The sequence below is a fragment of the uncultured Lactobacillus sp. genome, assembly GCF_902491705.1.
Lineage (GTDB): Bacteria > Bacillota > Bacilli > Lactobacillales > Lactobacillaceae > Lactobacillus.
In genome coordinates this window covers 1-26739 of sequence record NZ_CABUIW010000003.1, presented here as the reverse complement: position 1 = coordinate 26739, position 26739 = coordinate 1, and the positions used below count along the sequence as shown (strand labels likewise).

Here is a 26739-nt window from a genome sequence, read left to right as displayed (position 1 = left end):
TTGTATAATGTCTTTAATTAACTTAATTAAATCATAATTGCGATAGCGAAATAAAGGAAAATACTATGGTAGATAAGCTAGCAAATTTACTACTAAAAATAAGAAGATTATCAATATTTAGAGTGTTTCAAAGAACATTGGTCATGTTGATGCCGATTGCTGTTATCGGGGCATATTTTAAGTTGCTTCAAGATGCAGTATTTTCACCAGATAGTTTTATCTATAATATCTTCAATTTTGATGAAACAATGTCTGATCACATTTGGTATGCGGGTGCATTTATCAGCAGTGGCTTTACTCGAGTAACTTTTGGTTTGTTCGGACTCTATGCTGCTTATTTTTCTGCGCGTTATACAGCACGTTTATATAAAAAAGACTCAACACTGGCAGGGATGACAGCTGTAATTGTGATTATGTTTTGTGCTTACGCTAGTAATATAGGAAATAATATAGAAGATCATTCACCATTTTCGTCGAATTTACTTAAAGTTAATGCCCTATTGTTAGCTTTATTAGTCGGTTATGGTGTTGGACAAATTTTCCACTGGCTAGGTAAAGATCATGAGCCAATAGAGTATGAACATACGCGGCGCATAAAGCATAGAGCGTGGAATGCACTTTTGCCAGCTAGTGTTTCTATTTTGTGCGGCATGATTTTAGGTGTAGCTATCTATGAATTGCAGATCAAGATTTTAAGCTCAGATACGTTTAAATCATTGGTTGCACAAGTACAAAGATCAAATAATTTGTTAGAAATTATTCCTTTATTAATAGCAGTTATGTTGTTGAGCTGGCTGGGAATAGGTTATCCTTTAGCTTCTATATCTAGATCAGCAATGACTCCAGCAGCTACTGCTAACTTGAATTACGCCTTAAAGCATGGTGAAGCATGGAACGTGCCACACAGATTTTTAGGTAGTTCACTTGTTTATCCATATGCAACAATGGGTGGCGCCAGCATTGTTTTGGCCTTGATTGTGATTATTCTTTTAACAGAGCGCAAGAATAAAGAAGATGAAAATCTTGCTAAAATAAATTTGTTGCCAGTAATGTTTAATTCTAATTGGGGCTTATCAATTGGGATGCCAGTTATCTTAAATCCAATTTTCTTTTTACCATTTTTAATTATTCCAGTGATCAACATTTCTCTTGCGGCTTTAGCGATTTGGCTACATCTTATTTCCCCGTGTGTTTACCCAGTGTTAAAGGGAACCCCGGGAATTCTAGTAGCCTTTTTTGGCTCAAATGGTAATTGGATGAATCTGATCTTTTCAATTGTTTTATTTATCCTTGATGTGTTGATGCTAGTTCCTATTCTGAGATTGAGTCAGAGAATTGAGAAAGGGCTAAAGGTTTATGAACAAAAGAATAAGTAGATTGCTAAAAAATCCCAACTTAAAATGGCTAGCATTTATTTTGTTAGTTGTGATTGTCTTATCGATTCCTGGCTACAATTGGATGAAAGAAGATAACCGTGCAAGAGCGCAGAGACAAAAGTCAGCTTTGTCACCAGTAATTATGGTACCGGGCTCTAGTGCGACAATTCAGCGCTTTAATCAACTGGTTAAACAATTAAATAGCAATACGCCAAATAAACACAGTGTTTTAAAAATTCAAGTTTCCACAAAAGGTGAGCTGTCATATTCTGGTTCAATTGATAGAAATGATAATGAACCCTTTATCATTATTGGTTTTCAAAATAATCATGATGGTTACAGCAATATCAAAAAACAGGCGGGGTGGCTTGATCAGGCTTTTTATGCCTTGATTCAAAATTATAATTTCAATAATTTTAAGGCGTTCGGTCACTCAAATGGTGGATTAATTTGGACTTATTGGCTAGAGCATTACTATTCAAGCTATTCTGATGAAATCAAAATGAAGCGCCTTATGACGCTTGGTACGCCGTACAACTTTAGTGAAAATAATCTAAATTATAGAACGCAGATGCTAGAAGACTTTATCAAAAATAAACGGAGATTACCTAAGAGCTTAGTAGTCTATTCACTTTCTGGTGGTAAAAATTATGAGTCAGATGGTATTGTGCCAGAAGCCAGTGTTGCAGCAGGTAAATACATTTTCCAAAATCAGGTAAAAAGCTATACTGCAATGACAGTAACTGGTTCAAAAGCCGATCACTCAGACTTGCCGCAGAACGAACAAGTTGTCCAAGTAATCAAACAATATTTGCTAGAAAAAAGAAGATTTAATAACACCCAAAACCCTAGACAAGATAATCAAAAAAAGCAATAATGTAGGTGCCATAAGGTAAAGTTTATATTTATTATCTGTGGATAACTGTCTTGAAAACTCAACATAAATTAGTAAAAAACTGATTATCTTAAGAAATTCTTTATAATTTGTGAAGTGCAATAAACGTTGATATACCAGCGATTATTGTACTTTTATTTTTGTACATCACAAAAAATAAAGAAAATGTGGAAAACTTTTAGAAAAAAGCTTGCATTCTGTGGATAACCTGCTATACTAATAAATGTAATGAGTTAGCACTCAAGAGCATCGAGTGCTAAAAGACTTAAATTTATTTATAGGGAGTGTTTGCATAGATGGCATACTTTGACAATGATTTTGACAACTTATTTAACGAATTGAACAGCTCATTCTTTAATGACGACTTCGGCACTAGAAGAAGCGGCAACGGGAATGGCAACGCAGGTTCTATTCCAATCAACTACTCAAGTAATATGGGATCTGCTCCACAAACTATTCAACAAAATCCACAAAACCCAAATGAAAAGCCAATTGGTGTAGATTTAGTTGAAGAAGCAAAGAACAACAAATTTGACCCAGTTATTGGTCGTGATGAACAAATTGATAACGTCATTGAAATCTTATCAAGACGTAAGAAGAACAATCCTGTTTTAATCGGACCTGCTGGTGTTGGTAAAACCTCTATCGTAGAAGGTTTGGCTGAAAGAATTGCTTCTGGCAATGTTCCAGCTAAGATGGCTAACATGCACGTTATTTCAGTAAACATTAACGACATGGTTGCTGGTTCAAGTCTTCGTGGTAGCTTTGAAGAAAGATTAAAGAAAGTTATCGACAAGGCTAAGAGCGATCCAAACATCGTTTTATTCATCGACGAATTACACAACATTGTTGGTGCAGGTTCAACTGATTCTGAAAACAACAATGGTGACGCTGCTAACATCTTGAAGCCAGCTCTTGCAAGCGGTGAATTGAAGTTAATCGGTGCTACTACTACAAGTGAATTCCAAAGAATTGAAAAAGACCCAGCTCTTTCACGTAGATTCCAAGCAGTTCAAGTTCCAGAACCAAGTACTGATGTAGCTATCAAGATCTTGGAAGGCTTGAAGAAGAAATACGAAGACTACCACCACGTAAAATACACTGATGACAGTCTTAAATTAGCTGTTGAATTATCAGAAAGATACATTCAAGGTCGTTACTTACCAGACAAGGCCATCGACTTGATGGATGAAGCTGGTGCTAAGAAGGCATTGCTTGTACAACCAACTGACGAAAAGAGCTTGAAGAACCAAATTAGTGCTCTTGAAGCTAAGAAGTCAGAAGCTGCTAAAGCTGAAGACTACAGCAAGGCTAGCGAAATTAAAGACAAGATTGCTGACCTTCAAAAGCAACTTAAGAACGTAGACAGCAAGAATACTCCAGAAGTAACTGAAAAAGATATCTACGAAATTATTGAACAAAAGACTAAGATTCCTATGAGTGAACTCCACGCTGACGAAGCTCAAAAGAACTTAGACCTTGCTAAGAAGTTAAAGAAGAACGTTATTGACCAAGACAGAGCAATCGATGTAATTACTGACGCTATTGCTCGTAAGCAAATCTTCAAAGACAGCGATCGTCCTACTGGTTCATTCTTACTTACTGGTCCTACTGGTGTTGGTAAGACTGAACTTGCTAAGCAATTAGCTATCCAATTATTTGGTAACAAGGAACACTTAATCCGTTTGGACATGAGTGAATACCAAGACGAAATGGCTGTTAACAAGTTAATCGGTTCAGCACCTGGTTATGTTGGCTACGGTGAAGGTGGACAATTAACTGAAAAAGTTCGTCACCAACCATACTCATTGATTTTGTTCGATGAAATTGAAAAGGCTAACCCACAAGTCTTCAACGCACTTCTCCAAATTATGGATGATGGTCGTTTGACTGACGCACAAGGTAGAACCGTTTCATTCAAGGACACTATCTTGATCATGACTTCAAACGCAGGCTTCTCAGACAAGCTTCTTGAAGACGGCAAGGTTGACCAAGACAAGTTAATCTCAGCTCTTGAAAACTACTTCAGACCTGAATTCTTGAACCGTTTGGACGCAATCGTTCCATTCAACTCACTTACTGAACAAGACATGGGCAAGATCATCAACATTTACTTGAAGAACATGTCACACGTACTTGCTAAGAAGGGTGTAACTGTTGAAGTTTCAGACGAAGCTAAGGCATTCTTGGCAGAAAAAGGTTACGACAAGAAGTTCGGTGCTCGTCCACTTAGAAGAGTTGTTGAACAAAACCTTGAAACTCCAGCTGCTAAGTTGATCTTAAGAGAACCTGACACTAAGAAGATTGAATTTACTGCTGATGACAAGCACTTGTACTTGAACGGCAAATCAATCTACGACATTTCTCCAAAGATTGAAGAAAAGGTTAAGGAAGACGAAGCTAAAGCTGAAGACAAAAAAGAAGACTAATTTGATTAGTTAATTAATAAAAAGGATATTCCCTCGGGAATATCCTTTTTTTGGTATCATCTTTTGCTAAATTCTGTGATTAGCAGTATTCTAAGTACAAAAACTATTGGAGAATTTTATGGCTAAAGAAAAAGAAGAAAATGAATCATGGGGCAGATTTGTCCTTGATATAGTAATTATTTGGGCTGTTTTGATGGGGATCTTTTTCTTGCTCTTCCGTTTTGTATTGAGCAACGATACAGTTTCCGGTCCATCAATGCAACCAAGTTTTGAAAATGGACAACGTTTGATTTCCGTTCGTCATGCCGCAATTAAGCGAGGCGAAGTAGTAATCGTTAAGGCACCAGATGAACCGGGCGCTTTATACATTAAGCGAGTTATTGGTCTTCCTGGTGAAAAAATTGTCAGCAAGAACAACCAGATTTATATCAATGGTAAAAAGCTAAATCAACCATGGCTGACTCAAGGCAGAAAGATGGAAGATTCCGCAACAGATACTAGCTTTGCTGCTACACAGAATTTCACGATGGCTTCACTTGCTAAGTCGCGACAATTCCAGCAATATTACACCAAGTCACAATTGAAATACATTAATCAATATAACCGAATTCCTAAAGGAACATATTTTGTAATGGGTGACCACCGCAGCGTTTCAAAGGATAGTCGTTATATCGGAACGATTAAGAGGAAGAATATTGTGGCTGTAGTTAAATTAAGATATTGGCCACTTAACGAGTTTAAAGTGTACTAGGAAAAAAGGATGTTTCTTCGGAAATATCCTTTTTGTTATAATGAAACTAATACAATTCGAGTAAAGAGATAGGAATATGAACAAGAAAACATTTGATTTAATTATCAAGATAGTTTTGACAATTTTAGCTTTGGCTTCGGGCGTATTAGCATTCACTTTAAACTGGCCTAGTCATTCAACTGTTGGTGCAACTATCTATGGGATTACGTATTTAATAGCTGCTGTTTCATTTTGGCTAGCTGATAAAAAGTACTGGCTACGTGTAGTGATGCTTGCGGCTTTAACAGTGACAATTGTATTTACAATTTCGCAGGCTTTGTCAGGGGAGCCGCTTGGCGTAAATCAGGGAAATGGAACATTGTTTTCACTACTTCTAGTTTTGCTAGCTTCACCTGCTGTTTTGGGGCTAATTTACTTTAATTTAGATGCGAATCATAGCAACATGGAACTGCTCTTAGTATTCATGCGCATCATTCTTAGTTTTGAAATCGGCATTATTTCATTTATGTTGATTATCATACTAGAAACAAATGGCGCATTGATCTGGTCGCTACCACTTTGGGGACAATATTTATTTGTCTATGGCATTTTGCTATTGGCTGTTTTGGATGTTGTTTACGCAGTGATCAATTGGCTTAAGTTTTATCGCGGAAAAGTAACTTGGATTACCACAGGCTTGATGGTAATTGAGATAATTGCTTGTTTCCCAATTTTGGGGATGCAGGAAATAAGCGTAATTATTTTCATGCTAATCGCGATTGCAATTTTAATTTTTACCGCTTACTTGAATAATTATGATAGAAAAGAATTGCACAAAAAGTAAGTTGGCTTTATAATTCAAAACAAAAAGAATTTTGATGGAGCGTCCGTTTCATTACCGGCCGCTCTTTTTTTCTACTTAGGGAAGGTGACACTGTGGACGAGAATAAAAAACTAAAACGGGGCTTGAAGAGTCGACACGTTACAATGATCGCAATAGGGGGCGCCATTGGTACAGGCCTATTCTTAGGTTCAGGATCAGCCATTCATAGTGCTGGCCCTTCAATTATTTTGTCGTATTTAATCGTTGGGGTTATTACGTTCTTTATGATGCGTGCGCTAGGTGAATTGATCTTAGCTGATCCTGATAGTCACTCGTTTTTAGAATCAATTAAAAGATACTTAGGTAAGCGCGCCGAATTTGTAGCGGGCTGGGCTTACTGGGCTTGTTGGCTTAGCTTAGCTATGGCCGATTTAACCGCTACAGGAATTTACTTGCGTTATTGGTTTCCATGGTTGCCTCAATGGGTAGGACCATTGGTAATCGTCGTTTTATTAATGTTAATTAACATGGTAAACGTAGGATTATTTGGAGAACTAGAAAGCTGGTTCTCGATGATCAAAGTAATTGCCATCGTTGCGTTGATCGTTACAGGTGCTGTAATGATCGTTTTACAGACTAAGGTTAAAGGCGGTACCGTTTCATTAACTAATTTAGTTAGTCATGGTGGCTTTTTCCCAACAGGTATCTGGGGATTCTTACTTTCATTTCAAATGGTAGTCTTTGCCTTTGTTGGCGTTGAAATTGTGGGTCAAACTGCTAGTGAAACGGCTGATCCTCATAAAGATATTCCTAAAGCAATTAATACTTTGCCAGTAAGAATTGGACTTTTCTATGTGGGATCAATGCTGGCTATCATGTCAGTTTATCCATGGAATCAAATTAAAACTACGTCTAGTCCATTCGTACAAGTATTTACAGGGATCGGCATTACAGCTGCAGCTGGAATTTTGAACTTTGTTGTTTTAACTGCTGCTATGTCTGCTACTAACAGTGCGATTTTTTCAACTAGTCGCTCATTATATTCACTGGCTCGTAATGGTCATGCTCCAAAATATTTGGGCAACCTGACTAAAAAGGCCATTCCAATGAATGCACTGATGACCTCATCAGCAATTTTGTTTGTAGTGGTAATATTGAACTATGTCATGCCAGCCAAGATTTTTGATGTGGTATCGACTGTATCAACGATTTGTTTCATTATCGTGTGGATCATGATTATGGCTGCGCATGTTGTGTACCGTAAGCAAAATAAGGATAATCTTGGTGAATTTAGAATGCCTGGATATCCTTTTACTAGCTGGCTTACAATAGCCTTTTATGTAGCAATTTTAATCTTGCTATTCTTCATTGAATCGACAAGATTGGCATTAATTATTTCGATTATTTTTGTAGTGATTTTGGCAATTAGTTATAGCTTTGTACGAAAAAATAAAAGTATTTCCTAGGGAATGAAATACTAAGAAAGGGAGTTGTGTATGGCGAAAAAAGCGCCTGAATTAAAGCGGTCGATGACGGCCGGACAAATGGAAATGATCTCGCTCGGGGGAGCGATCGGTGTTGGGTTGTTCATGGGGTCAGCTTCAACTATTAAATGGACTGGTCCATCAGTATTACTTGCTTACATGTTTGTAGGGCTGATCTTATATATCGTAATGCGTGCACTTGGGGAAATGTTATACGTTGATCCAGGTACAGGTTCTTTTGCGGATTATGCTTCAACGCACGTTCATCCAATTGCAGGATATTTAGCAGAATGGGCTAACGTTTTCCAATATATTGTTGTTGGTATTTCAGAAGTTGTTGCGACGACTGAATATTTGCGCTTCTGGTGGCCGGGAACAAGCGACTGGATCGCCGGTGTAGTCATCATTCTATTCTTGCTTTTAGCTAACTTAGCTAGTGCCCAGGCTTATGCAACACTAGAATTCTGGTTTGCAATGATCAAGGTAGTCACAATTATTTTGATGATTGTTTTGGGCTTTATGGTCATCTTGTTTGGCTTTGGTAATGGTGGACACCCAGTTGGTTTTTCTAATTTATGGAAAAATGGCGGTTTCTTCACTGGTGGTGTAAAGGGCTTCTTGTTCTCCATGGCAATTATCGCTGGTTCATATCAAGGAATTGAATTAATTGGTATTTCTGCAGGTGAAGTAGCCAACCCACAAGAAGCTGTTGTTAAAAGTGTTAAATCCGTTTTATGGCGAATCTTAATCTTCTATGTCGGTGCCATTTTCGTTATCGTAACGATTTATCCATGGAATGAACTAGGCAATATCGGTTCACCATTTGTTAATACTTTTGCCAAAGTCGGAATTACTGCAGCCGCATCAGTCATTAACTTCGTTGTTTTAACTGCTGCTTTGTCAGGTGCTAACTCTGGTATTTATTCATCAAGTCGTATGCTTTATAAGCTAGCTCACGAAGGTGAAGCTCCTAAGACATTCAAATATGTATCTAAGAGAATTGTGCCAAGTCACGCAATTATCGGAATTACTGGTGGTATTTTCATTGGCTTCATGCTTAATGTGTTAATTCAGTTCTTTAACAAATCCTTAGCTAATGTCTTTGTTGTGGTATATAGTTCATCAGTTTTACCAGGGATGGTAGCTTGGTTCGTTATCTTGCTTGCAGAACTCCGATTCAGACGTAAAAATCCACATTTGATGGAAAATCACCCATTTAAGTTGCCACTATATCCATATTCAAATTACTTTGCATTGTTCATGTTGACTTTAATTGTAGTCTTCATGTTCATTAACCCTGAGACTCGTTTATCAGTAACAGTCGGAGCAATTGTTTTGATTGTGGCAGCATTAGCTTATGTGATTAAGCATCGAAAAAAAGCATAATAAACAAAAAAACAGCACAGTGGTGCTGTTTTTGTTTGACCTAATTTTTGACTAAATGAATTTCACGATCAAATAATTGTCGCATTTCTTCGTTGAAGTTATGGGCGATAAAGACGATGGTGGCTGGTGTTTTAACTAAATTATGCAAGATATTCATTGTGGCTTTTTGATCAATTGCGCTTGTACCTTCGTCGATTAAAATGATCTCACTATTATGAATTTTTGCTCTCGCCAAAACGATCTTTTGTCTTTGTCCACCCGAAATATTGAGTTTGTCCAGGTTTAATTGCTCGTTGACGCCATCTTTGAATTTGGCAATATCATCGCTGAAGTTAACAGAAGAAATGACATCATTTACCTTAGAATCAAGTTTTTTGTTGAACATTGTGATGTTGTCTTTAATAGAGGCAGGGAAAACAACAGGATCTTGAGGGATGTAGCCGATTTTACTTAAATCAGGAATGATAGTTTTCCCATTTTTATCTTGAAAATCAACTTCTCCAGAACTTGGCTTTAATTCGCCTAAGATCAATTTAAAGAGAGTAGACTTACCAGCGCCTGAGTCACCAGTTAAAAGAATTTTTTCGCCGGTTTTAACTTGTAAATCTGGGTAAGTGAGCTTTTCACCATTAGGGAACTGTAGTTGCAAATCTTGAGTTGAAAAAGCCGTAGGAGTTGCCAAATCTAATTTTTGCTTAGAAGAAACTGGAACAAGTTCTTGATCAACTTCATTAATTAATTTTTCAGTTCCTTTCATCTGGCCGCGAGAAACGGTGATCAATTGGATACCTTGATTTAAGTAGAATCTAAAGTTACCAATAATTAAAAGCACACCAATTGATGCTTGACCATTAACAATGAGATAACCAGTTAAAATGAAGAGCAGTAATCCGAAAATTGCAGTTACGATACCGTTAACTGCTTTTAGTAATTGAGTATAAGTAGTTTGTTTAACGGTAGCGTCTTCTAGCTTCTTTGAAGCATTTTCTGTGACTGAGAATAATTTTGCTCCAGCTAAAAATTGGCGAATTTGATCTAGACCTGATAACCAATCGTTTAAACTGTCTAAATATACTTTGTTGCTGTCTGAAATAAATTCTGTTGCCTTTTGTAGTGGCTTTTCAGTAAGCTTAGGTAAAAATAGTGTGATTGCTACTAAGATCAAGATAGCGAGCAATAATTGCCAGTTTAATAAGATTAAATAGACAATAGTTGAGATAACTAGTCCAATACCGTAGATCAGATTAAACAGCATTTCATAGTAACTATTGTTGATTAACTGAAGGTCGTTGGTTAAGCGGTTTTGCATTTCGCTAACTTTATGCATTTTGCCATCATTGTAGTAGTTTTGAACGAGTTGCTGACGAACTTTGTCGTTAAGTTCTTGTTCTTGAATAGTGTTTGAATATAGTGCAAGACCCTGAAGTGCATAAGCTAATATACCGCAAATTCCGTCAAGTATAAGAATGATTAAAAAGCTGCGCCAATTCCTAGTCAAAACAATATCAGCTACTAATTGAGTAAAGTAACACATTCCAATGATTATAACTGCCATTAGAAATGTGGAAAGCGCAAAGACAACAAATCTAAATGGATTAACTTTTACATATTCCTTGAAATTCATTCGGCTGCCTCCTTTCTTACTGCTGTTAACTTAATTTCTTGATCAAATTTTGCTTTCATTTCAGGCGTAAAGTTGTGGGCGATCATTAAGATCGTCTTTTTAGTTTTGAGTAAATTGTCCAAAATCTTCTCGGTACCTGCTTGATCGATTGCACTAGTAACTTCATCCATCAAAACAAATGGCTGATCATGAAGCAGACTGCGAGCCAGTACGACCTTCTGCCGTTGCCCACCCGATAGATTCTCAGTTTTCAAATTAACTTGAGTATCAAGGCCGGCAGGCATTTTAGCTAAATCACTAGTCAGTTGAACTTGATCAACTGCAGTTTTAACTTGGTCTTTCAATTTTTGATTAAACATTGTGATGTTGTCTTGAATTGAAGCGGGAAAGACAACGGGATCTTGAGGAAGATTGCCAACTTGAGCAGGTGTTTTAATAGATTTTCCGTCTTTATCTAAAAAGACGATTTGACCATTTTTAGGAGATAACTTATTAAGTAGGAGCTTAAACAAGGTGGATTTTCCTGTACCTGAATCACCAGTGAGCAGGACTTTTTGACCAGGCTTAATTGTGAAGTCAGGGTAAGAAATTGTTTCACCGTTGTCGTATTTAGCAACTAAATTAGTAGCGGTAACTCCGTAGGCTGGAGTAGGAGTAGTAACGGACTTTGCTTGACGCAACTTAGCTGTTTCTTCACGTAAAGTCTTAGTAGATTTGATTTTAGTAAGAGAATCCGTGATGTCCCAAATACCACCAAAAATGGTAAAGGCAAAGCTAGAAGCTACCCCAAAATCACCAAAAGAAATAGTGTGGTTAAAAAATAAAATGGCGGCAATTAAAACCATGCCTAATTGAGCAATAGTATTGCCCAGACCGTTAATGACATCGGACAAATTACGGTACAATATATTATTTTTGTTAGCTTCAACGTATTGATTACTTGCTTCTTTTAGTTTTTTATTTAAGCGAACAAAAGCGTTGTAGCGACGCAATTCTTGAAGTCCACCGAGCCAGTGGGCAATTGCATTAAGCAGATACTCATTTTTTTGGTTAACTACTGCATTTGCTTGAGACATCTTTTTCTCAAGGAGTTTAGGTAAAGATAAGGTAATTACTGCCAAAACTGCCGTAGTTACAATCAAAATCCAGCTCATGCTGATCAAGATGCCAATTGAAAAAATAATTGAAAGTAAGCCACTAAAGATTGTGATCAATGGCGTAGCAAAGTCTGTTGATAGAATTTTTAAATTGCTGGTCAGATCATTTTGCATTGTAGATACTTTTTCATCATCGCCGTTGTAGTAATAATGCATGATATCTTTTCTAATTTCATGCAAATAGTCTTGAATCTGGCGAGTAAAGGCAACAGTTGCAATTGGCAATAATAGAGCAGTAGCTAATTCTGTTGCAGTTGTTAATATTTCCCAGAAAATAAAACTATTTAGGTTTTTGGTTGTAAGGGCATTTAAGGAATACTTAAAAAGGTAGGTTCCAAGCGTTCCCACAATTGCGTAGAGCACATATACAAACAAAATCCAAATAGAGCGCGGGATGTTTGTTTTCAATAGCTCCTTTGTTGTCATAGATTTTCCTCCAAAGTAGTTTAAAAATATTTTAATATTATGTTAATTTTACCCCCCTGTTTTTAATAGTCAACGTGGGATAAGTAAGTAGCTGGGCAAATAATTTTTAAATCTAGCTTAAAAAGTTTGTATAGTAGAATAGAATATTTTAAGTGTACAATTGCATATTAAATAGGTATAATAGTCCCATACAAAAAGTAAGTGAGGAGGAGCATGTATGAATAAACCAATTATTGGTATTTCTGGCTCAGTAATTATCGACAATGGCGGAATATTTCCCGGGTATCGTCGTAGTTATGTGAATGAGGATTACGTTGATTCAGTTGTTCAAAATGGAGGTGTACCATACATCATTCCGTTTACTGAAGATGACGAGGTAATTAGAGAGCAGCTCAACAATGTTCAAGGCTTGATTCTTTCAGGTGGACACGACGTCGATCCACGCTTTTATGGAGAAGAGCCTTTGCAAAAGATTGGCGCAACTTGGCCTGAACGTGATCACTTTGATATGTGTTTATTAAAACTAGCAGAAGAAAATGGAATTCCTGTACTAGGTATCTGTCGCGGTGCTCAAATCATCAATGTTGCACATGGTGGCACGCTTTATCAAGACTTGTCATACCGTGATGGCTTAACTTTAAAGCATATGCAAGGACATACTCCTAGTTTGCCAACTCACGGGATGAAGGTAGATCCAGGCAGTAAATTAGCTGAAATTTTAGGTAAAACAGAATTCAGAGTTAATTCATTCCACCATCAATTGATTAAGGATGTTGCTCCAGATCTTATTGCTTCTGCCACTGCTCCAGATGGCGTAGTTGAAGGATTAGAAAACAAAAAAGGCAACGTGATTGCGGTTCAATGGCATCCAGAAATGCTGCACCGTAATCCTGACGTTGCTTTCATGAATAATTTATTCAAATTTGTAGTTGATAACGCAAAATAAAAAAGAGAGTTTAAACAATGAATGAGAAAACAGGGGATAAATTAGGTTTTTGGTCCATTGTCTTGCTTGCTATTAACGCAATCATTGGTTCAGGAATTTTCCTAACACCAGGTAGCGTAGTTCAACAAGCTGGTTCAAAAGCTTTAATCGTTTATTTTATTGCCGCAATTTTTGCTTCTATTTTGGCGATTTCATTTGCGGCCGCATCAAAATATGTAACTAAATCAGGTGCTGCATATGCCTACTCAAAAGCTGCCTTTGGTGATAAGGTTGGTTTTTATATGGGCGTGCTTCGTTACTTCTCTGCCAGCGTTGCATGGGGCGTAATGGCTGTCGGAGTTATCAAGTCAACAATTTCTATTTTTGGTGGCGATCCAAATAAAGCATTGAATGTAACGATTGGTTTCTTAATTTTAATGGCAATCATTACGATTATCAATTTATTTGGTCAACGTGTAGTGAAGTGGGTTATGAACTTAGCTACTATTGGCAAACTTGCAGCCTTAGTTTTAATTATTATTGCCGGGGTAATATTATTGATTACCACAGGTGCTTCAAGTAATTTGTCAGAAGTTGATCAAATTACTCAAAACGGCCAAAAGATTGTACCTACTTTGACTACAACTACTTTTGTAATGGCTATTGTGTCAGCCTTTTATGCATTTACCGGCTTTGAATCAGTTGCTTCAGGTTCAGATGATATGAAGGATCCTGAAAAGAATTTGCCACGTGCGATTCCTTTAGCTATCTTGATTATTGCGCTTGTATATATCGGCGTTGTAGCAGTTGCCATGGTGCTCAATCCTAAGGCTCTTATGACCACCAAGCAGGTTGTTGCTGTAGCTGCTATTTTTAATAATGAAATTTTGCGTGACGTTATCTTGGTAGGTGCACTTATATCTATGTTTGGTATCAACGTTGCATCCAGCTTTAACGCACCACGTATTTTGGAAGCGATGGCTCGCGAAGGTCAAATGTCTGAGGCACTTACTAAGAGAACGAAGAATAACTTTCCAATTAGAACCTTCTTCATCTCAGTAGGGTTAGCAATCTTAATTCCAATGGCATTTGAATATAATATGGTAAACTTGATCACTTTAAGTGCGATGGTTAGATTCTTAGGCTTTATTGTCGTACCTATTGCGGTTATTCAGTTCTATCGTGGCAAGACCAAGGAAGAAGTTTTAAAGGCTGATAAGAACGTTTGGACTGACGTTGTTGTGCCAATTTTATCAATCATTATTGTGGTCTTCTTACTAGTTGAATATAACTGGCAAGCACAATTTGGTGTAACCAATGCGGCAGGTAAAGTTATTGGCGTTAACTGGTACGCTATCGCAATGATGATTTTTGGCTTTGTAATTTTGCCATTGATTATGTCTTGGATTTCAAGAAGAGAACGTAAGTAAAATAGACAAATAAAAAAGTGCATCAGCTAATTGATAGCTAATGCACTTTTTTTGTGCGGTTATTATAGCAAATGAATATGGTCTGCTTCGCAAGCTTCAACCATTTCTTTAGGCCAGATGCTGGCTTGAACTTCACCGATGTGAGCTTTACCAAGTAAAAGCATGCACAAACGTGATTGTCCGATACCACCACCGATAGTGTATGGTAATTCACCCTTTAAAAGCATTTGGTGGAATGGTAATTTAGCACGATCTTCGCAGTGAGCCTTCTTAAGTTGTTCACGCAGGCTTTCCTCGCTAACACGGATACCCATTGAAGAAATTTCCAATTTCTTTTGTAATGGTTCATACCAGAAGACTAAGTCACCGTTTAATTGCCAGTCATCGTAGTCAGGTGCACGACCATCATGTGGCTTACCGCTACGCTTTAATTTGTCACCGATCTTCATAATGAAGACTGCCTTTTCTTCCTTAGCGATTCTGTCTTCACGCTCTTCTGGAGTAAGGTCAGGCCAGCGGTCTTCCAATTCTTGGGTAGTAATGAATGAAACGTGGTCGCCTAAGCGGTAAGTAGAACCAGGGTAGCGAGCTGAAACTAATTTTTCAGTTTCTTTAATTGCTTTAAAAATCTTGTTAACGGTAATTTCCAAAGTATCTGTGTTACGTTCTTCTTTACGGATGATCTTTTCCCAGTCCCATTGGTCAACGTAAATGGAGTGGAAGTTGTCTAAATCTTCGTCGCGGCGAATAGCGTTCATGTTAGTGTAGAGGCCTTCATGCATACCAAAGCCGTATCTCTTAAGAGCTAATCTCTTCCATTTAGCAAGTGAGTGAACAACTTCGATTGTGTCGTCTTTTGGCATAGCCTTCATGTCAAAGGCAACAGGACGTTCAACACCGTTTAAGTTATCGTTTAAACCGGTGTTTTTTTCAACAAACATTGGTGCAGACATTCTTTGTACACCCAAAATAGAAGCAAGCTTATCTTGGAAAGTCTCTCGAATGTAGACAATTGCAGCTTCGGTATCACGAACAGTTAAAGTTGGACGGTAATCTTCAGGTAAAATAAGTTCCATAAAAATCCTCTTTCTAAAAATAATTTTTGTTTTTAGTTGAGAGTAAAGAAAAAGCCCTTCGCTCCCTAATTGCTAGGGACGAAAGGCTTTTTCCGCGGTACCACCCATGTTGTCTATAATAGACCTCCTCATGAAGCACTATCATGCTCCACCGGCGTGGTAACGTACCGGAGACGTCTCAACCTACTATAAGAATTATTATTTCGGTGAGCTGCTAAAAGTGTTTTTCAATAATCCAGGGTCTATTAGTTTCGCACTAGCACTAATTCACTGTAAAGAATTAGATTATTTACTCGTCTTTTTCATAGCTTTTTAATTTATTTATATGTATTTAACAATATTTTGAACAAAAAAGCAAGAAAAATTTGTGCTATGATAATTTAGAAAGCGTTTTACATATAGACTTAAAAGAATTTAGAGGATAAGAATGTTAGGTTTTTCAGTTTATCTTGGACATGACTTAACGTCTGAGGATTACAATTATTTATTAGCGATGAGAAACAGTGGTTTTACATGTGTATTTACTCAACTTGAGGCAGCAGATACCGATGGTGAAACTATTTTAAAAAGATTAGCCAACTTAACTGATTGGTGTAAAAATTTAGACTTAAAAATTATTGCGGATGTGTCAGAAACTATCCTGCAAAATTTGGATATTAATGCTAACAGTGTTCAACAAATCAAGAGCTTGAATTTAACTGGTATTAGAGTAGACGAAGGCTTTTCAGTTGAATTGATTGCCAAGTTATCTAAGGAGATGCCGGTAGTTCTTAATGCCAGCACGATTACGCAAGATGACATCGATAATTTGAAATACAGCAATGCTAACTTTGAAAAGCTTACTGCAGGTCATAATTTCTACCCACGGCCTGAAACAGGACTTGAAGCGCATTGGATGCATGAGAAAAATAAGTGGCTACACAAGTATAATTTGAAGACAGCTGCTTTTATTGCAGGTAATGGCAAATTGCGTGGGCCAATTTTTGCAGGATTGCCAACACTAGAGAAGCAAAGATATGAAAATCCATTAGCTGCGATTTTGGAATTGAAAAAGTATGACTGTGATTACATCTTTGTAGGGGATCCACAACTAACTAGGGATGCAATTGAGACTATTACTAATTATGAAAAAGAAGATGCGATTACGTTGCACCTTGATACCGAGATTCCAGAATTATTTGAAAATGATTGGCATAATAGACCAGATGTTGCACGTGATGTCGTAAGACTTAAAGAAAGTAGGGAAAAGAGAAGTCTGCCTACTGAGCCACAAGATAATATTTATGCACGGCCAAAGGGTAGTGTGACGATCGATAATAACTTGTATCAACATTATGAAGGCGAAATCGAAATTACTAAACGAGATTTGCCATGTGACCAAAAGGTTAATGTTTTAGGACAAGTTAAAACGTATGATTTAGCTTTACTTGATTACATTGGCTCAGATACGCGTGTGATTTTTAGAAAAGCAAATAATAAACAAGAATAAAACAAAAGAAGCATTTCCTAGGAAATGCTTCTTTTAATATATATCGGGAAAACAGGATTCGAACCTGCGACCCCCTGGTCCCAAACCAGGTGCTCTACCAAACTGAGCCACTTCCCGAAGTGTGCACCCTGAAGGATTTGAACCTTCAACCTTCTGATTCGTAGTCAGACACTCTATCCAGTTGCGCTATGGGCGCGTCTATCAACTCAATTAGTATAACATAAATATAGATGATGTCCAATATTTTTTATATTTTTTGAAAAATAAGGAATAACTGGTAAAAATAATAAAAAAAGCCTAGTTACTGTCTACCCTCCAGTAACTAGACCTATACTATTCTATCGAAAAAATGACAATAAAACTATACTATCTTAAAAATATTAACAGGAAAATAACGAAAATGTAATCTATTCGATTAATGTCCGCTATTATTTGTCACCGTCAAAAATATTGTCTTTTACAATTACGTAGTCGACTAACTTAATGGAATTAAGATCACGACCACCTGCGTAAGAAATTGAAGATTGTAAGTCTTCTTGCATTTCACGCAAAGTATCTTTAATTGAGCCGCGGAATGGTACTAACATTTGCTTACCTTCTACGTTTCTGTAAGCTCCCTTTTGTACTTCAGAAGCTGAGCCCCAATATTGTTTGTAGTTTTTACCGTTGATTTTAATAATATGGCCTGGGGACTCTTGGTGTCCTGCGAGCATTGAGCCGATCATTACCATTGTAGCGCCGAAACGAACGGACTTAGCAATATCACCGTTATGACGAATACCACCATCAGCAATAAGAGGCTTTGAAGCAACCTTACTACACATACGAAGTGCAGCAAGTTGCCAGCCACCTGTACCAAAACCAGTCTTGAGCTTAGTGATGCAAGCACGACCTGGGCCAACACCAACTTTAGTAGCATCTGCACCAGCATTTTCAAGATCACGTACAGCTTCTGGTGTAGCAATGTTACCAGCAGTTAAGAATGAGTCAGGTAATTTTTCCTTAATATACTTGATCATTTTAATTACATAAACTGAATGACCGTGAGCTACGTCGATTGTAATGTATTCAGGTTTAAGATTTTGCTTAACTAATTCATCGATAAAGTCGTATTCGCTATCTTTAATTCCAACTGAAATAGAAGCAAAAAGGCCTTTTGCATGCATCATCTTAATGAAGGGGATACGCTTTTCTGGTTCAAAGCGGTGCATTACATAATAATAACCATTTTGAGCTAACCAAATAGCTAAATCATCGTTAATGACGCTTTCCATGTTAGCTGGCACAACTGGTATCTTAAATGTTCGGCTTCCGAACTTAACGCTAGTATCCGCGTCACGACGGCTTTTGATGATACCTTTATTAGGAATAAGTTGGATATCATCATAATCAAAGGCTTCCATACTAAAATAATTACTCAATTTGATTTGCTCCCTTTATTTTTTGCTTACCAAACGAGAAATACTATATTTGATAAAAACGTTTTTGTCAATATAGAAATCGAACTATGACTAAAAATAAAAATAAAATAATTCGGATTTCACATTGACTAATAATTATTAAATTGCTAGACTATCATACGTAATATTTATAGAGATTTTTTTATGAGGTGAATTTCAAATGACAGCAGTTGCAGTCGTAGGTAGTCAATGGGGCGATGAAGGTAAAGGAAAGATTACTGACTTTTTGAGTAAAGATGCCACAATGGCAGTTCGCTCAAATGGTGGTAACAACGCAGGCCACACAATTGATATTGATGGTAAAGAATTCAAGATGCGTTTAATTCCTTCCGGTATCTTTGCTGCTTCTAAGGGTGCAGTAATTGGTAACGGTGTAGTTATCAACCCAGAAGTTATGTTCGGTGAACTTGAAAACTTGGAAAAGAATGGTATTGATACCAGCAAGTTAAGAATTTCTAACCGTGCTCACATCATCATGCCTTACGACATTAAGCAAGATGAATACCAAGAAGAATCAAAGGGTGCTAACAAGATTGGTACTACTAAGAATGGTATTGGACCAACTTACATGGACAAGGCTTCAAGAATTGGTATTCGCGTTTGTGATTTACTTGAAAAAGATACTTTCGAAGAAAAGTTACGCGCTAACTTAAAAGAAAAGAACGAATTATTTACTAAGGTTTACGGTAAACCTGCACTTAAATTTGAAGACATTTTTGACAAGTACTATGAATATGGTCAAAAGATGAAGAAGTACGTTACTGATACTTCAGTATTAGTTAACGACGCACTTGATAATGGCGAAAAGGTCCTCTTTGAAGGTGCACAAGGTACTATGCTTGATATTGATGAAGGTACTTACCCATACGTAACTTCTTCAAACACTATCTCAGGCGGTATCTGCTCAGGTATCGGTATGGGTGCTAACCGTTTGAACACTGTAATCGGTGTCTGCAAGGCTTACACCACTCGTGTTGGTGAAGGTCCATTCCCAACTGAACTTCTTGATGAAGTTGGTGACAGAATTCGTGACACTGCTCATGAATACGGTACTGTTACTGGTCGTCCACGTCGTGTTGGTTGGTTTGACTCAGTTGCTCTTCGTCATGCTAAGCGTGTATCAGGCATTAACGGCTTAAGTTTGAACTTGCTTGATGTCTTCTCAGGCTTTGACAAGATCAAGATTGCTACTGCTTACGAACTTGATGGTAAGAAGATTGATTATTACCCAGCAAGTTTGAAGGAACTCTTCAGATGTAAGCCTGTTTATGAAGAACTTCCAGCATGGGATGAAGATATTACCCAAGTTAAGAACTATGAAGATCTTCCAGAAAACGCTAAGAAGTTCTTAAAGGAAGTTGAAAGAGTTACTGGTGTTCCATTGGTAACTGTTTCAGTTGGTCCTGACCGTGAACAAACTATCGTATTAAAGAATCCATGGGAAATGTAATATATGCTTGAACGTTATACTCGTCCCGAAATGGGAAAAATTTGGACTGATGAAAATAAATACGCAGCTTGGCTTGAAGTAGAAATCGCAGCTACTAAGGCTTGGGCTGAACAAGGTGAAGTGCCAGAAGAAGATGCAGAAAAGATCGCTAAGAACGCATCATTTACTGCAGAACGCGTTGCGGAACTTGAACAAGTAACGCATCACGACGTTGTAGCGTTCACTCGTACGGTTTCTGAAAGCCTTGGTCCTGAAAAGAAATGGGTTCACTTTGGCCTTACTTCTACTGATGTAGTAGATACTGCACAAGGACTTTTGCTTAAGCAAGCTGATGACATTATCAGAAAAGATTTGCATGAATTAAAAGAAACCATTGCTGAAAAGGCTAGAAAGTACAAGTACACTGTTGAAATGGGTCGTACTCACGGCGTACAAGCTGAACCTACTACTTTTGGTTTAAAGCTTGCTCGTTGGTATGCCGAAATCAACCGTGATATTGAACGCTTTGAACATGCAGCCAAAGGGGTAGAATCAGGTAAAATTTCTGGTGCCGTTGGTACTTTTGCTAACGTTCCACCTGAGATTGAAACTAGCGTTATGAAGCAACTTGGCTTAACGCAACAACCAATTACTAGCCAAGTTTTGCCACGTGATTTACACGCAGAATACATTGCTATGCTTGCTCTTATTGAAACTAGTATTGAAAATTGGGCTACTGAAATCCGTGGCCTTCAAAGAAGTGAAATTCACGAAGTTGAAGAACACTTCCGTGCTGGTCAAAAGGGTTCTTCCGCAATGCCACACAAGCGTAACCCAATTGGTTCAGAAAACCTCTGTGGTATGGCCCGGGTAATGCGTGGTCATATTGTTACTGCTTATGAAGACGTTGCATTGTGGCATGAACGTGACATTTCTCACTCAAGTGCTGAACGTGTAATTTTGCCTGACACAACTATCGGTATTGATTACATGTTGCACCGCTTCAACCGTATTTTGAGTAACTTGGATGTATTCCCAGAAACTATGCTTAAGAATATGGATCGTACTTACGGTTTAATTTACTCACAACGTGTTCTTCTTAAGTTGATTGATGAAGCAGGCCTTTCTCGTGAAAAAGCTTACGATATGGTACAAAAATTGACTGCTAAATCATGGAATGAACAAAAGCAATTTAAGCCATTAGTAGAAAATAGCGAAATTATGAACTACCTTTCAAAAGAAGATATCGATGATGCATTTGATTATCACTATCACTTGCGTCATGTTGACGATATTTTCAAAAAGTGTGGTTTAGACTAGAATATCTACCTAAAAATAAAGGCGTTTGGAGAAAATCCAAACGCTTTTTTGATACAATGGGAACATGTTAGAGGGGAAAATTTATGAATAAATTTGTTTCGTTTATTGTTAGATTAATCGTGTTACTAGCTGGAATTGCTTTAGCAGGTTTTCTTGTTTGGCAAATGTTTACTGATGCAACGCTACTTGATGTTGATGTGCTGACTAAGGGACCAGTTATTGTTGTGGTTTATGGTTTAATTGCTTTAATTTCCTTAGGTGCAGGGGCCAGCTTTTTTACTGATAAAAACTTGGGCTCAACCATCTTCTTAGGTGCACTACTTGCAGTGATTGCATTAATTCTATGGATGCAAAACCAAGACTTAGCGAATATTTACCGCTGGTACTTCATTTACGGCCTATTAGTTTCACTGTTAAGCCCATTTTTTAGAAAAGAAAATTAATAGAAAAACGCTTAAAGCAGGACTGTTAAAAGTTCTGCTTTTTTTATTAAAAAAGGCTAGACATATCAAAAAAACATAATATAATTTTAATCAAATCAACGATAAAGGGAGGTTGAGAGTATGAATGGACATGTAGATGACCATATGAATGACAAGGAATTAGCTCACTGGTTACGTATGCGTAGATGGAGAAATAAGATTTTAATTGGAGAATTAATTTACGTCTTCGCACTATTAATGGCCTTAATTTACGATTTTCCTGTCTTCATGCACATGGTTGTTATTCAAGGGATAGTAATATTTGCATATTTTGTAATTGGTTGGATTTTTGATAAAGGCGATACAACTGTTAAATTTAAAAAACGTGATACTTTATGGGAGACCATAACTAGTATTAAATTTAATAGATTGTTTTTCATTCGTGTATTTGAAACACTTGCCTTCAGCGCAACGATTGGTGTGGCAGTTTCATTCTGTTTTCAATTAGGAAATGACCTTTTTGAGCCAGGGCAATTTTTAAGATTTAATAATTGGAGTGAAAATATTGCTCTTTATGGTGAGTTCTTTGCAATTCTTTGTTTAGGACTTGCTGCAATTGGAATTGTATTAACCTACAAAAAGCAAATGAGAATTTTCAGTGTAGTAGCTGCTGTTGTACTTTTGATTATTGTAGCTGCTCGAATTGAAATGTTGGTGCCAGTCATCATTGGGATTCTTGGTTGCGCCGGAACATTTGCTTTATCATTTCAACCTAAGCTCTAACTTCTATTGAAGTTTCACTTAGGGCTATGTTAGAATTGGTCACATTAAATTTAAAGGGATGTGACAATGTGAATCAGCGCTATCGCGGGATTACTTTAGCTGTAGTTGGTGCATGCTTTTGGGGAGCATCAGGAACAGCCGTAGAATTTTTGTTTTCTAATACTAATGTAGAAACACCATGGCTAGTTGGATTAAGATTGATTTTTTCAGGCTTATTACTAATGGCCTATGCTTGCTATAAATACTTAGATAAAGTTAAGGCAATGCTACATGATAAAAAAGCAGTGATTATGCTTATATTATTTGCTTTTTTAGGAATGGGAAGTTCTCAACTTTCATACTTTGTAGCCGTTAAATATAGCAATGCTCCAACTGCTACCGTAATTCAGTTTTTAGCACCGGTTTTTATTATCATTTTTTCTTCAATTAGAAGTAAGATGCTACCAAGACGAATTGATATAATTTCTATCTTTGTTGCGGTAGGTGGAACGTTTATTTTGGCAACTGGTGGACGCTTTGATCAATTAGCCTTGTCGCCAATGGCGTGTCTATGGGGCTTGATTGCAGCGTTATCTGAAGCGGTAAATACAATAATGCCAGGAAACTTGTTTAAAAAGTATGGCACTATTCCAGTAGTTGGCGCAGCAATGCTAATAGCAGGAATTGCCTTCATACCAATTTACTTTACTCAGCCAATGCCTAAACTTACACCAGTTGATATTTCAGTAATTGTGTATATTATCATTGGTGGTACGCTACTTGCTTATACAATGTACTTATCAAGTGTGCAATATATCGAGCCAAGTACGGTAGGGATGCTAGGAGCATTCGAGCCACTGATTGCTACAATATTATCGGTTACTTTATTACACGCAGACTTTGGCCTAATGGATATGCTGGGTGGCGTGTTAATCATCGTTGCAACATTTATGCAGCTGATGCCAACTAAAGATATGGTAAAAAATGAATAAAAAATTAACGGACTAGTTCAAGCTAGTCCGTTTTTGTTATGATATAAGTTGCTAGTTTAAATGATGGGGATTTAAGAAGAATGGTTACACAAAAACAACGTCGTCTTTGGGCATTTTTGGCCGGATTAGCCTGTGTGATGTGGGGCATTTCAGGCTTATTTGCCAAAAGTTTATTTAATGTTAGTTCAGAAATTACGCCAATGTGGCTTTCACAAATTAGAATGGTTACATCTGGTGTTATCCTGCTCATCGTAGCAGGTTTTTTGAAGCAAAAACCAATTGCTACAATGAAGAATAAACATGATGCCTGGGTAATAATTGCCTATGGTATTTTTGGGTTATTACCCGTGCAATTATTTTATTTTATCGTGGTTCAACAAGCTAACGCTTCAATTGCCACTATTTTGCAGTTTATTGGGCCATTTTTTGTAATGGGCTATCTTGCCATTACGCATAAACAAGTGATGCGCCGTATTGATGTGATCGCTGCTATTTTTGCTTTTATCGGCGTTGTTCTTCTTGCAACGCACGGTAGATTTAACCACTTTGCAATTACACCTAGCGTTTTATTCTGGGGTCTTCTTTCAGCTGTCGGTGTTGCAACCAATACTTTGATTCCGATCAGCGTTTTAAAGCGCGTTTCAAGTTTAGTTGTTACCGGCTGGGGACTTTTATCTGCAGGAATTTGCTTGATCTTGGTTCACCCACAAATGCCACATATTCCTAATACGCCACATGTTTGGCTTGATGTAGCTGCCGTTATCGTGATCGGAACTTTGATTCCATTCCAATTGATGACTAATTCATTGCGTTTCATCAAGGCGTCCACTGCAAGCTTGCTTGATGCTTTTGAGCCATTTTCTGCAACAGTGGGTTCAGTACTCTGCTTTGGCTTAGTAATGACGTCAATGGACTGGATTGGTTCAATTTTGGTAGTTTTGGCCGCAATGGCTTTGAATCTTTCTCCCAAAAAGAAAAAGAGGAGTTAAAAAATGGTTGATCCAAAAACGCGCAGATTGTGGACGTTTCTAGCTGCATTAGCTGCTGTAATGTGGGGCATCTCAGGACTTTTTGCTAAGGGTTTGTTCAATATTAGCCCTAAAATCACGCCAATGTGGTTAACACAAATCAGATTAATCGTTTCAGGAATTGCACTACTAATTTTGGCAGGGGCACTTAAACAAAAGCCAATTGCTACATTAAAGAATAAGCATGATGCACTAGTGATTTTTGCCTACGGGATCTTTGGATTATTACCTGTGCAATTGTTCTACTTCATGTGTATTCAGGTAGCTAACGCCTCAATTGCCACAATTTTACAATTTATTGGACCATTCTTTGTATTAGGATATTTAGCTTTTACGCATAAGCAAATTATGCGTAGATTAGATATCATGGCCGCAATTGCAGCCTTTATCGGCGTTTTTTTACTGTCGACACATGGGCAATTTGATCATTTAGCTATTACGCCAGTTGCATTATTCTGGGGCTTGCTTTCGGCAGTAGGAGAAGCTACTTATACTTTGATTCCTGTTAATATTGTTAAAAGGGTATCCAGCATGGTTGTAACGGGCTGGGGGATGCTCTTTGCTGGAATCAGTTTGGTAATCATTCATCCGCAATTTCAAGCTATTCCTAATAAGCCGCAAGTATGGCTTTATACTAGTGCCGTAATTATAATTGGAACAATTATTCCGTTTCAGATTATGGCTAATGCCTTGCGTTATGTTGTTCCTTCAACTGCAAGTTTACTTGATGCGTTTGAACCATTTTCTGCAACGATTGGATCAGTTCTTTGCTTTGGCTTAGTGATGATGCCAATGGATTGGGTAGGCTCAGCATTAGTAGTATTAGCTGCAATGGCTTTAAACTTAACGCCAAAACAAAAGAAGAAAAATAAGATACATGAATAAAAAAGAGAGGTTTTAATCGACCTCTCTTTTTTTGTAATAGATTAAATTGGTTAAACACACTAGCATTGTAATAATGCCGTAAACGATGAAAATGCTGATGATTAAAGCAAGTGAAGAAAATCGAATCCAAAAGAAGATGGATACCAAGATTAAAAGGCTTGCTAAGATGATTGTTACTATATTTAGCTTTTTAAACTGGACGGTGATTCCTGAAGCAAAAGTACAAACTGTTGCAATAGATAGACAAGCTAAATTGATCATTGATGGGGCGTAAGACATTAAGTCACGAAATTCTGAGACTAGAGAAAGCCCTAGAATTAAAGCGATGAGTATTAAAAAATGTCGTACATAACTATCTATTTTATCCATAATTTGTGTTCAACTCCTGTAATCAATGTTCTAAGCATATAGAAAACTGAAAAATTTTTCAAGTTGATTAAGATTACAAAAGAAGATATTTTCTGTAATTTTGATTAATTTAATAGTATTTGTTTTAAAACAGAACTGTAATATTTCTCCGGTAATATATAAGACATTGAAAGACGAAAATTAATTAAGGAGAAATATCAATTGAGTTTTAGACGTAGTTTAGTTAAGTTTGCCGCAGTTTTATCAGTATTTTTCACAGGAATTTCTTTTATTAATGTTCCTAACCAAACACAAACTGTGCAAGCAGCCAGCAAAAGTAAAACAGAAAAACGTGAAGCAGTTGCTGAACTTGCTAAAAAGCAAGTTGGTAAGCGTTACGTTTACGGTGCTACCGGTCCATCTGCGTTTGACTGCTCTGGCTTAACTCAATACGTTTATAAAAACGCAGCTAACAAGTCATTGCCTAGAACTACTTACAGCCAAGTTAACAGAGGTAAGCGCGTTTCAATGAGACATCTTAAGAAGGGCGACTTGTTATTCTGGGGTTCAAGCTCAGCTCCATACCACGTAGGTATCTACGTTGGTAATGGTCAATACGTTCATGCTGCAACACCAAGTCAAGGTGTAAGAAAGCAAGCTATCAGCTCATACTTTTACCCATCAGCAGCTAAGCGTGTGATTGACTAATTGGAAATAAAGAAAAGACGGTTTTTATAAACCGTCTTTTTTTCTACGTAAAGTCAAGTCTCATCTAGGGTTAGACCTGATATTTTTAGATAATTGTCCTTGATTGTTTTTTGAGGGCCGATTTATTTTTCGTTG

At 37.3% G+C, this 26739-nt stretch carries 23 protein-coding genes, 2 tRNA genes and 1 other annotated feature; of the genes, 19 read left to right on the top strand and 6 right to left on the bottom strand.

Features of this window, described 5'->3' with window-relative positions; all coding sequences use genetic code 11:
- Nucleotides 1-65 precede the first annotated feature (65 nt).
- From RDN22_RS01305 to RDN22_RS01275, 7 genes are all read left to right on the top strand, one after another.
- On the top strand, nt 66-1376 hold the full coding sequence (locus RDN22_RS01305) for a PTS sugar transporter subunit IIC (RefSeq protein WP_308555136.1): 1311 nt from the start codon (nt 66-68) through the stop codon (nt 1374-1376).
- The gene (locus RDN22_RS01300) at nt 1357-2253 is read left to right on the top strand and encodes an alpha/beta hydrolase (protein ID WP_308555134.1); all 897 of its coding nucleotides are present in this window, start codon (nt 1357-1359) and stop codon (nt 2251-2253) included. The genes RDN22_RS01305 and RDN22_RS01300 overlap by 20 nt, the downstream gene beginning before the upstream one ends.
- A gap of 314 nt (nt 2254-2567) precedes the next feature.
- Nucleotides 2568-4700, top strand: coding sequence for an ATP-dependent Clp protease ATP-binding subunit (locus RDN22_RS01295; protein WP_308555132.1), 2133 nt, complete (start codon nt 2568-2570; stop codon nt 4698-4700).
- A 118-nt stretch (nt 4701-4818) separates the two neighbouring features.
- The gene (gene lepB, locus RDN22_RS01290; protein WP_308555130.1) at nt 4819-5451 is read left to right on the top strand and encodes a signal peptidase I; all 633 of its coding nucleotides are present in this window, start codon (nt 4819-4821) and stop codon (nt 5449-5451) included.
- A gap of 76 nt (nt 5452-5527) precedes the next feature.
- Nucleotides 5528-6274: a hypothetical protein gene (locus tag RDN22_RS01285; RefSeq protein ID WP_308555128.1), complete on the top strand. Its 747-nt coding sequence runs from the start codon at nt 5528-5530 to the stop codon at nt 6272-6274.
- Between the two features lie 92 nt (nt 6275-6366).
- Nucleotides 6367-7719 (top strand): amino acid permease, encoded by a 1353-nt coding sequence (locus RDN22_RS01280; protein ID WP_308555126.1) that lies wholly within the window; start codon nt 6367-6369, stop codon nt 7717-7719.
- 30 nt (nt 7720-7749) lie between these two features.
- Nucleotides 7750-9123 (top strand): amino acid permease, encoded by a 1374-nt coding sequence (locus RDN22_RS01275; protein ID WP_308555124.1) that lies wholly within the window; start codon nt 7750-7752, stop codon nt 9121-9123.
- Nucleotides 9124-9163: 40 nt separating this feature from the next.
- Here RDN22_RS01275 and RDN22_RS01270 read toward each other — a convergent pair whose 3' ends face one another.
- Nucleotides 9164-10747, bottom strand: coding sequence for an ABC transporter ATP-binding protein (locus RDN22_RS01270; protein WP_308555122.1), 1584 nt, complete (start codon nt 10745-10747; stop codon nt 9164-9166).
- On the bottom strand, nt 10744-12330 hold the full coding sequence (locus RDN22_RS01265; RefSeq protein WP_308555120.1) for an ABC transporter ATP-binding protein: 1587 nt from the start codon (nt 12328-12330) through the stop codon (nt 10744-10746). The genes RDN22_RS01270 and RDN22_RS01265 overlap by 4 nt, the downstream gene beginning before the upstream one ends.
- 217 nt (nt 12331-12547) lie before the next feature.
- Here RDN22_RS01265 and RDN22_RS01260 point away from each other — a divergent pair, with 217 nt between their 5' ends.
- Together RDN22_RS01260 and RDN22_RS01255 are read left to right on the top strand one after the other, a co-directional pair.
- Nucleotides 12548-13276 (top strand): gamma-glutamyl-gamma-aminobutyrate hydrolase family protein, encoded by a 729-nt coding sequence (locus RDN22_RS01260; protein WP_308555118.1) that lies wholly within the window; start codon nt 12548-12550, stop codon nt 13274-13276.
- A gap of 17 nt (nt 13277-13293) precedes the next feature.
- Nucleotides 13294-14685: an APC family permease gene (locus RDN22_RS01255; RefSeq protein WP_308555116.1), complete on the top strand. Its 1392-nt coding sequence runs from the start codon at nt 13294-13296 to the stop codon at nt 14683-14685.
- Between the two features lie 62 nt (nt 14686-14747).
- Here RDN22_RS01255 and asnA read toward each other — a convergent pair whose 3' ends face one another.
- Entirely contained in the window at nt 14748-15761 is a 1014-nt protein-coding gene (asnA, locus tag RDN22_RS01250; RefSeq protein ID WP_308555114.1) for an aspartate--ammonia ligase, read from the bottom strand.
- Nucleotides 15762-15832: 71 nt separating this feature from the next.
- Nucleotides 15833-16076 (bottom strand) — a binding site (T-box leader).
- A gap of 112 nt (nt 16077-16188) precedes the next feature.
- Between asnA and RDN22_RS01245 the strand changes: the two genes are divergently transcribed.
- On the top strand, nt 16189-17250 hold the full coding sequence (locus RDN22_RS01245) for a MupG family TIM beta-alpha barrel fold protein (RefSeq protein WP_308555112.1): 1062 nt from the start codon (nt 16189-16191) through the stop codon (nt 17248-17250).
- Nucleotides 17251-17293: 43 nt separating this feature from the next.
- Here the strand turns inward: RDN22_RS01245 and RDN22_RS01240 are convergent.
- From RDN22_RS01240 to RDN22_RS01230, 3 genes are all read right to left on the bottom strand, one after another.
- Nucleotides 17294-17367, bottom strand: a tRNA-Pro gene (locus RDN22_RS01240).
- A 5-nt stretch (nt 17368-17372) separates the two neighbouring features.
- Nucleotides 17373-17446: transfer RNA gene (locus RDN22_RS01235), tRNA-Arg, on the bottom strand.
- A gap of 232 nt (nt 17447-17678) precedes the next feature.
- Complete coding sequence (locus RDN22_RS01230; RefSeq protein WP_308555111.1) at nt 17679-18671, bottom strand: GMP reductase; 993 nt, start codon at nt 18669-18671, stop codon at nt 17679-17681.
- A gap of 199 nt (nt 18672-18870) precedes the next feature.
- Between RDN22_RS01230 and RDN22_RS01225 the strand changes: the two genes are divergently transcribed.
- From RDN22_RS01225 to RDN22_RS01185, 9 genes are all read left to right on the top strand, one after another.
- On the top strand, nt 18871-20160 hold the full coding sequence (locus RDN22_RS01225) for an adenylosuccinate synthase (protein WP_308555109.1): 1290 nt from the start codon (nt 18871-18873) through the stop codon (nt 20158-20160).
- Nucleotides 20161-20163: 3 nt separating this feature from the next.
- Nucleotides 20164-21459 carry an adenylosuccinate lyase gene (purB, locus tag RDN22_RS01220; protein WP_308555108.1) on the top strand — a complete coding sequence of 432 codons (1296 nt, stop codon included), beginning with the start codon at nt 20164-20166 and terminating at the stop codon, nt 21457-21459.
- A gap of 83 nt (nt 21460-21542) precedes the next feature.
- Nucleotides 21543-21902, top strand: coding sequence for a hypothetical protein (locus tag RDN22_RS01215; protein ID WP_308555106.1), 360 nt, complete (start codon nt 21543-21545; stop codon nt 21900-21902).
- A 120-nt stretch (nt 21903-22022) separates the two neighbouring features.
- A complete protein-coding gene (locus RDN22_RS01210) occupies nt 22023-22664 on the top strand; it encodes a hypothetical protein (protein WP_308555104.1) in 642 nt (213 codons plus the stop codon).
- Nucleotides 22665-22732: 68 nt separating this feature from the next.
- Nucleotides 22733-23635, top strand: coding sequence for an EamA family transporter (locus RDN22_RS01205; protein ID WP_308555102.1), 903 nt, complete (start codon nt 22733-22735; stop codon nt 23633-23635).
- 80 nt (nt 23636-23715) lie between these two features.
- Nucleotides 23716-24624, top strand: a complete 909-nt coding sequence (locus RDN22_RS01200; protein WP_308555101.1) for a DMT family transporter — start codon at nt 23716-23718, stop codon at nt 24622-24624.
- Between the two features lie 3 nt (nt 24625-24627).
- Complete coding sequence (locus RDN22_RS01195) at nt 24628-25548, top strand: DMT family transporter (RefSeq protein WP_308555099.1); 921 nt, start codon at nt 24628-24630, stop codon at nt 25546-25548.
- A 97-nt stretch (nt 25549-25645) separates the two neighbouring features.
- On the top strand, nt 25646-25822 hold the full coding sequence (locus tag RDN22_RS01190) for a hypothetical protein (protein ID WP_308555097.1): 177 nt from the start codon (nt 25646-25648) through the stop codon (nt 25820-25822).
- Nucleotides 25823-26118: 296 nt separating this feature from the next.
- Entirely contained in the window at nt 26119-26604 is a 486-nt protein-coding gene (locus RDN22_RS01185; protein WP_308555095.1) for a C40 family peptidase, read from the top strand.
- Nucleotides 26605-26739: the final 135 nt, after the last annotated feature.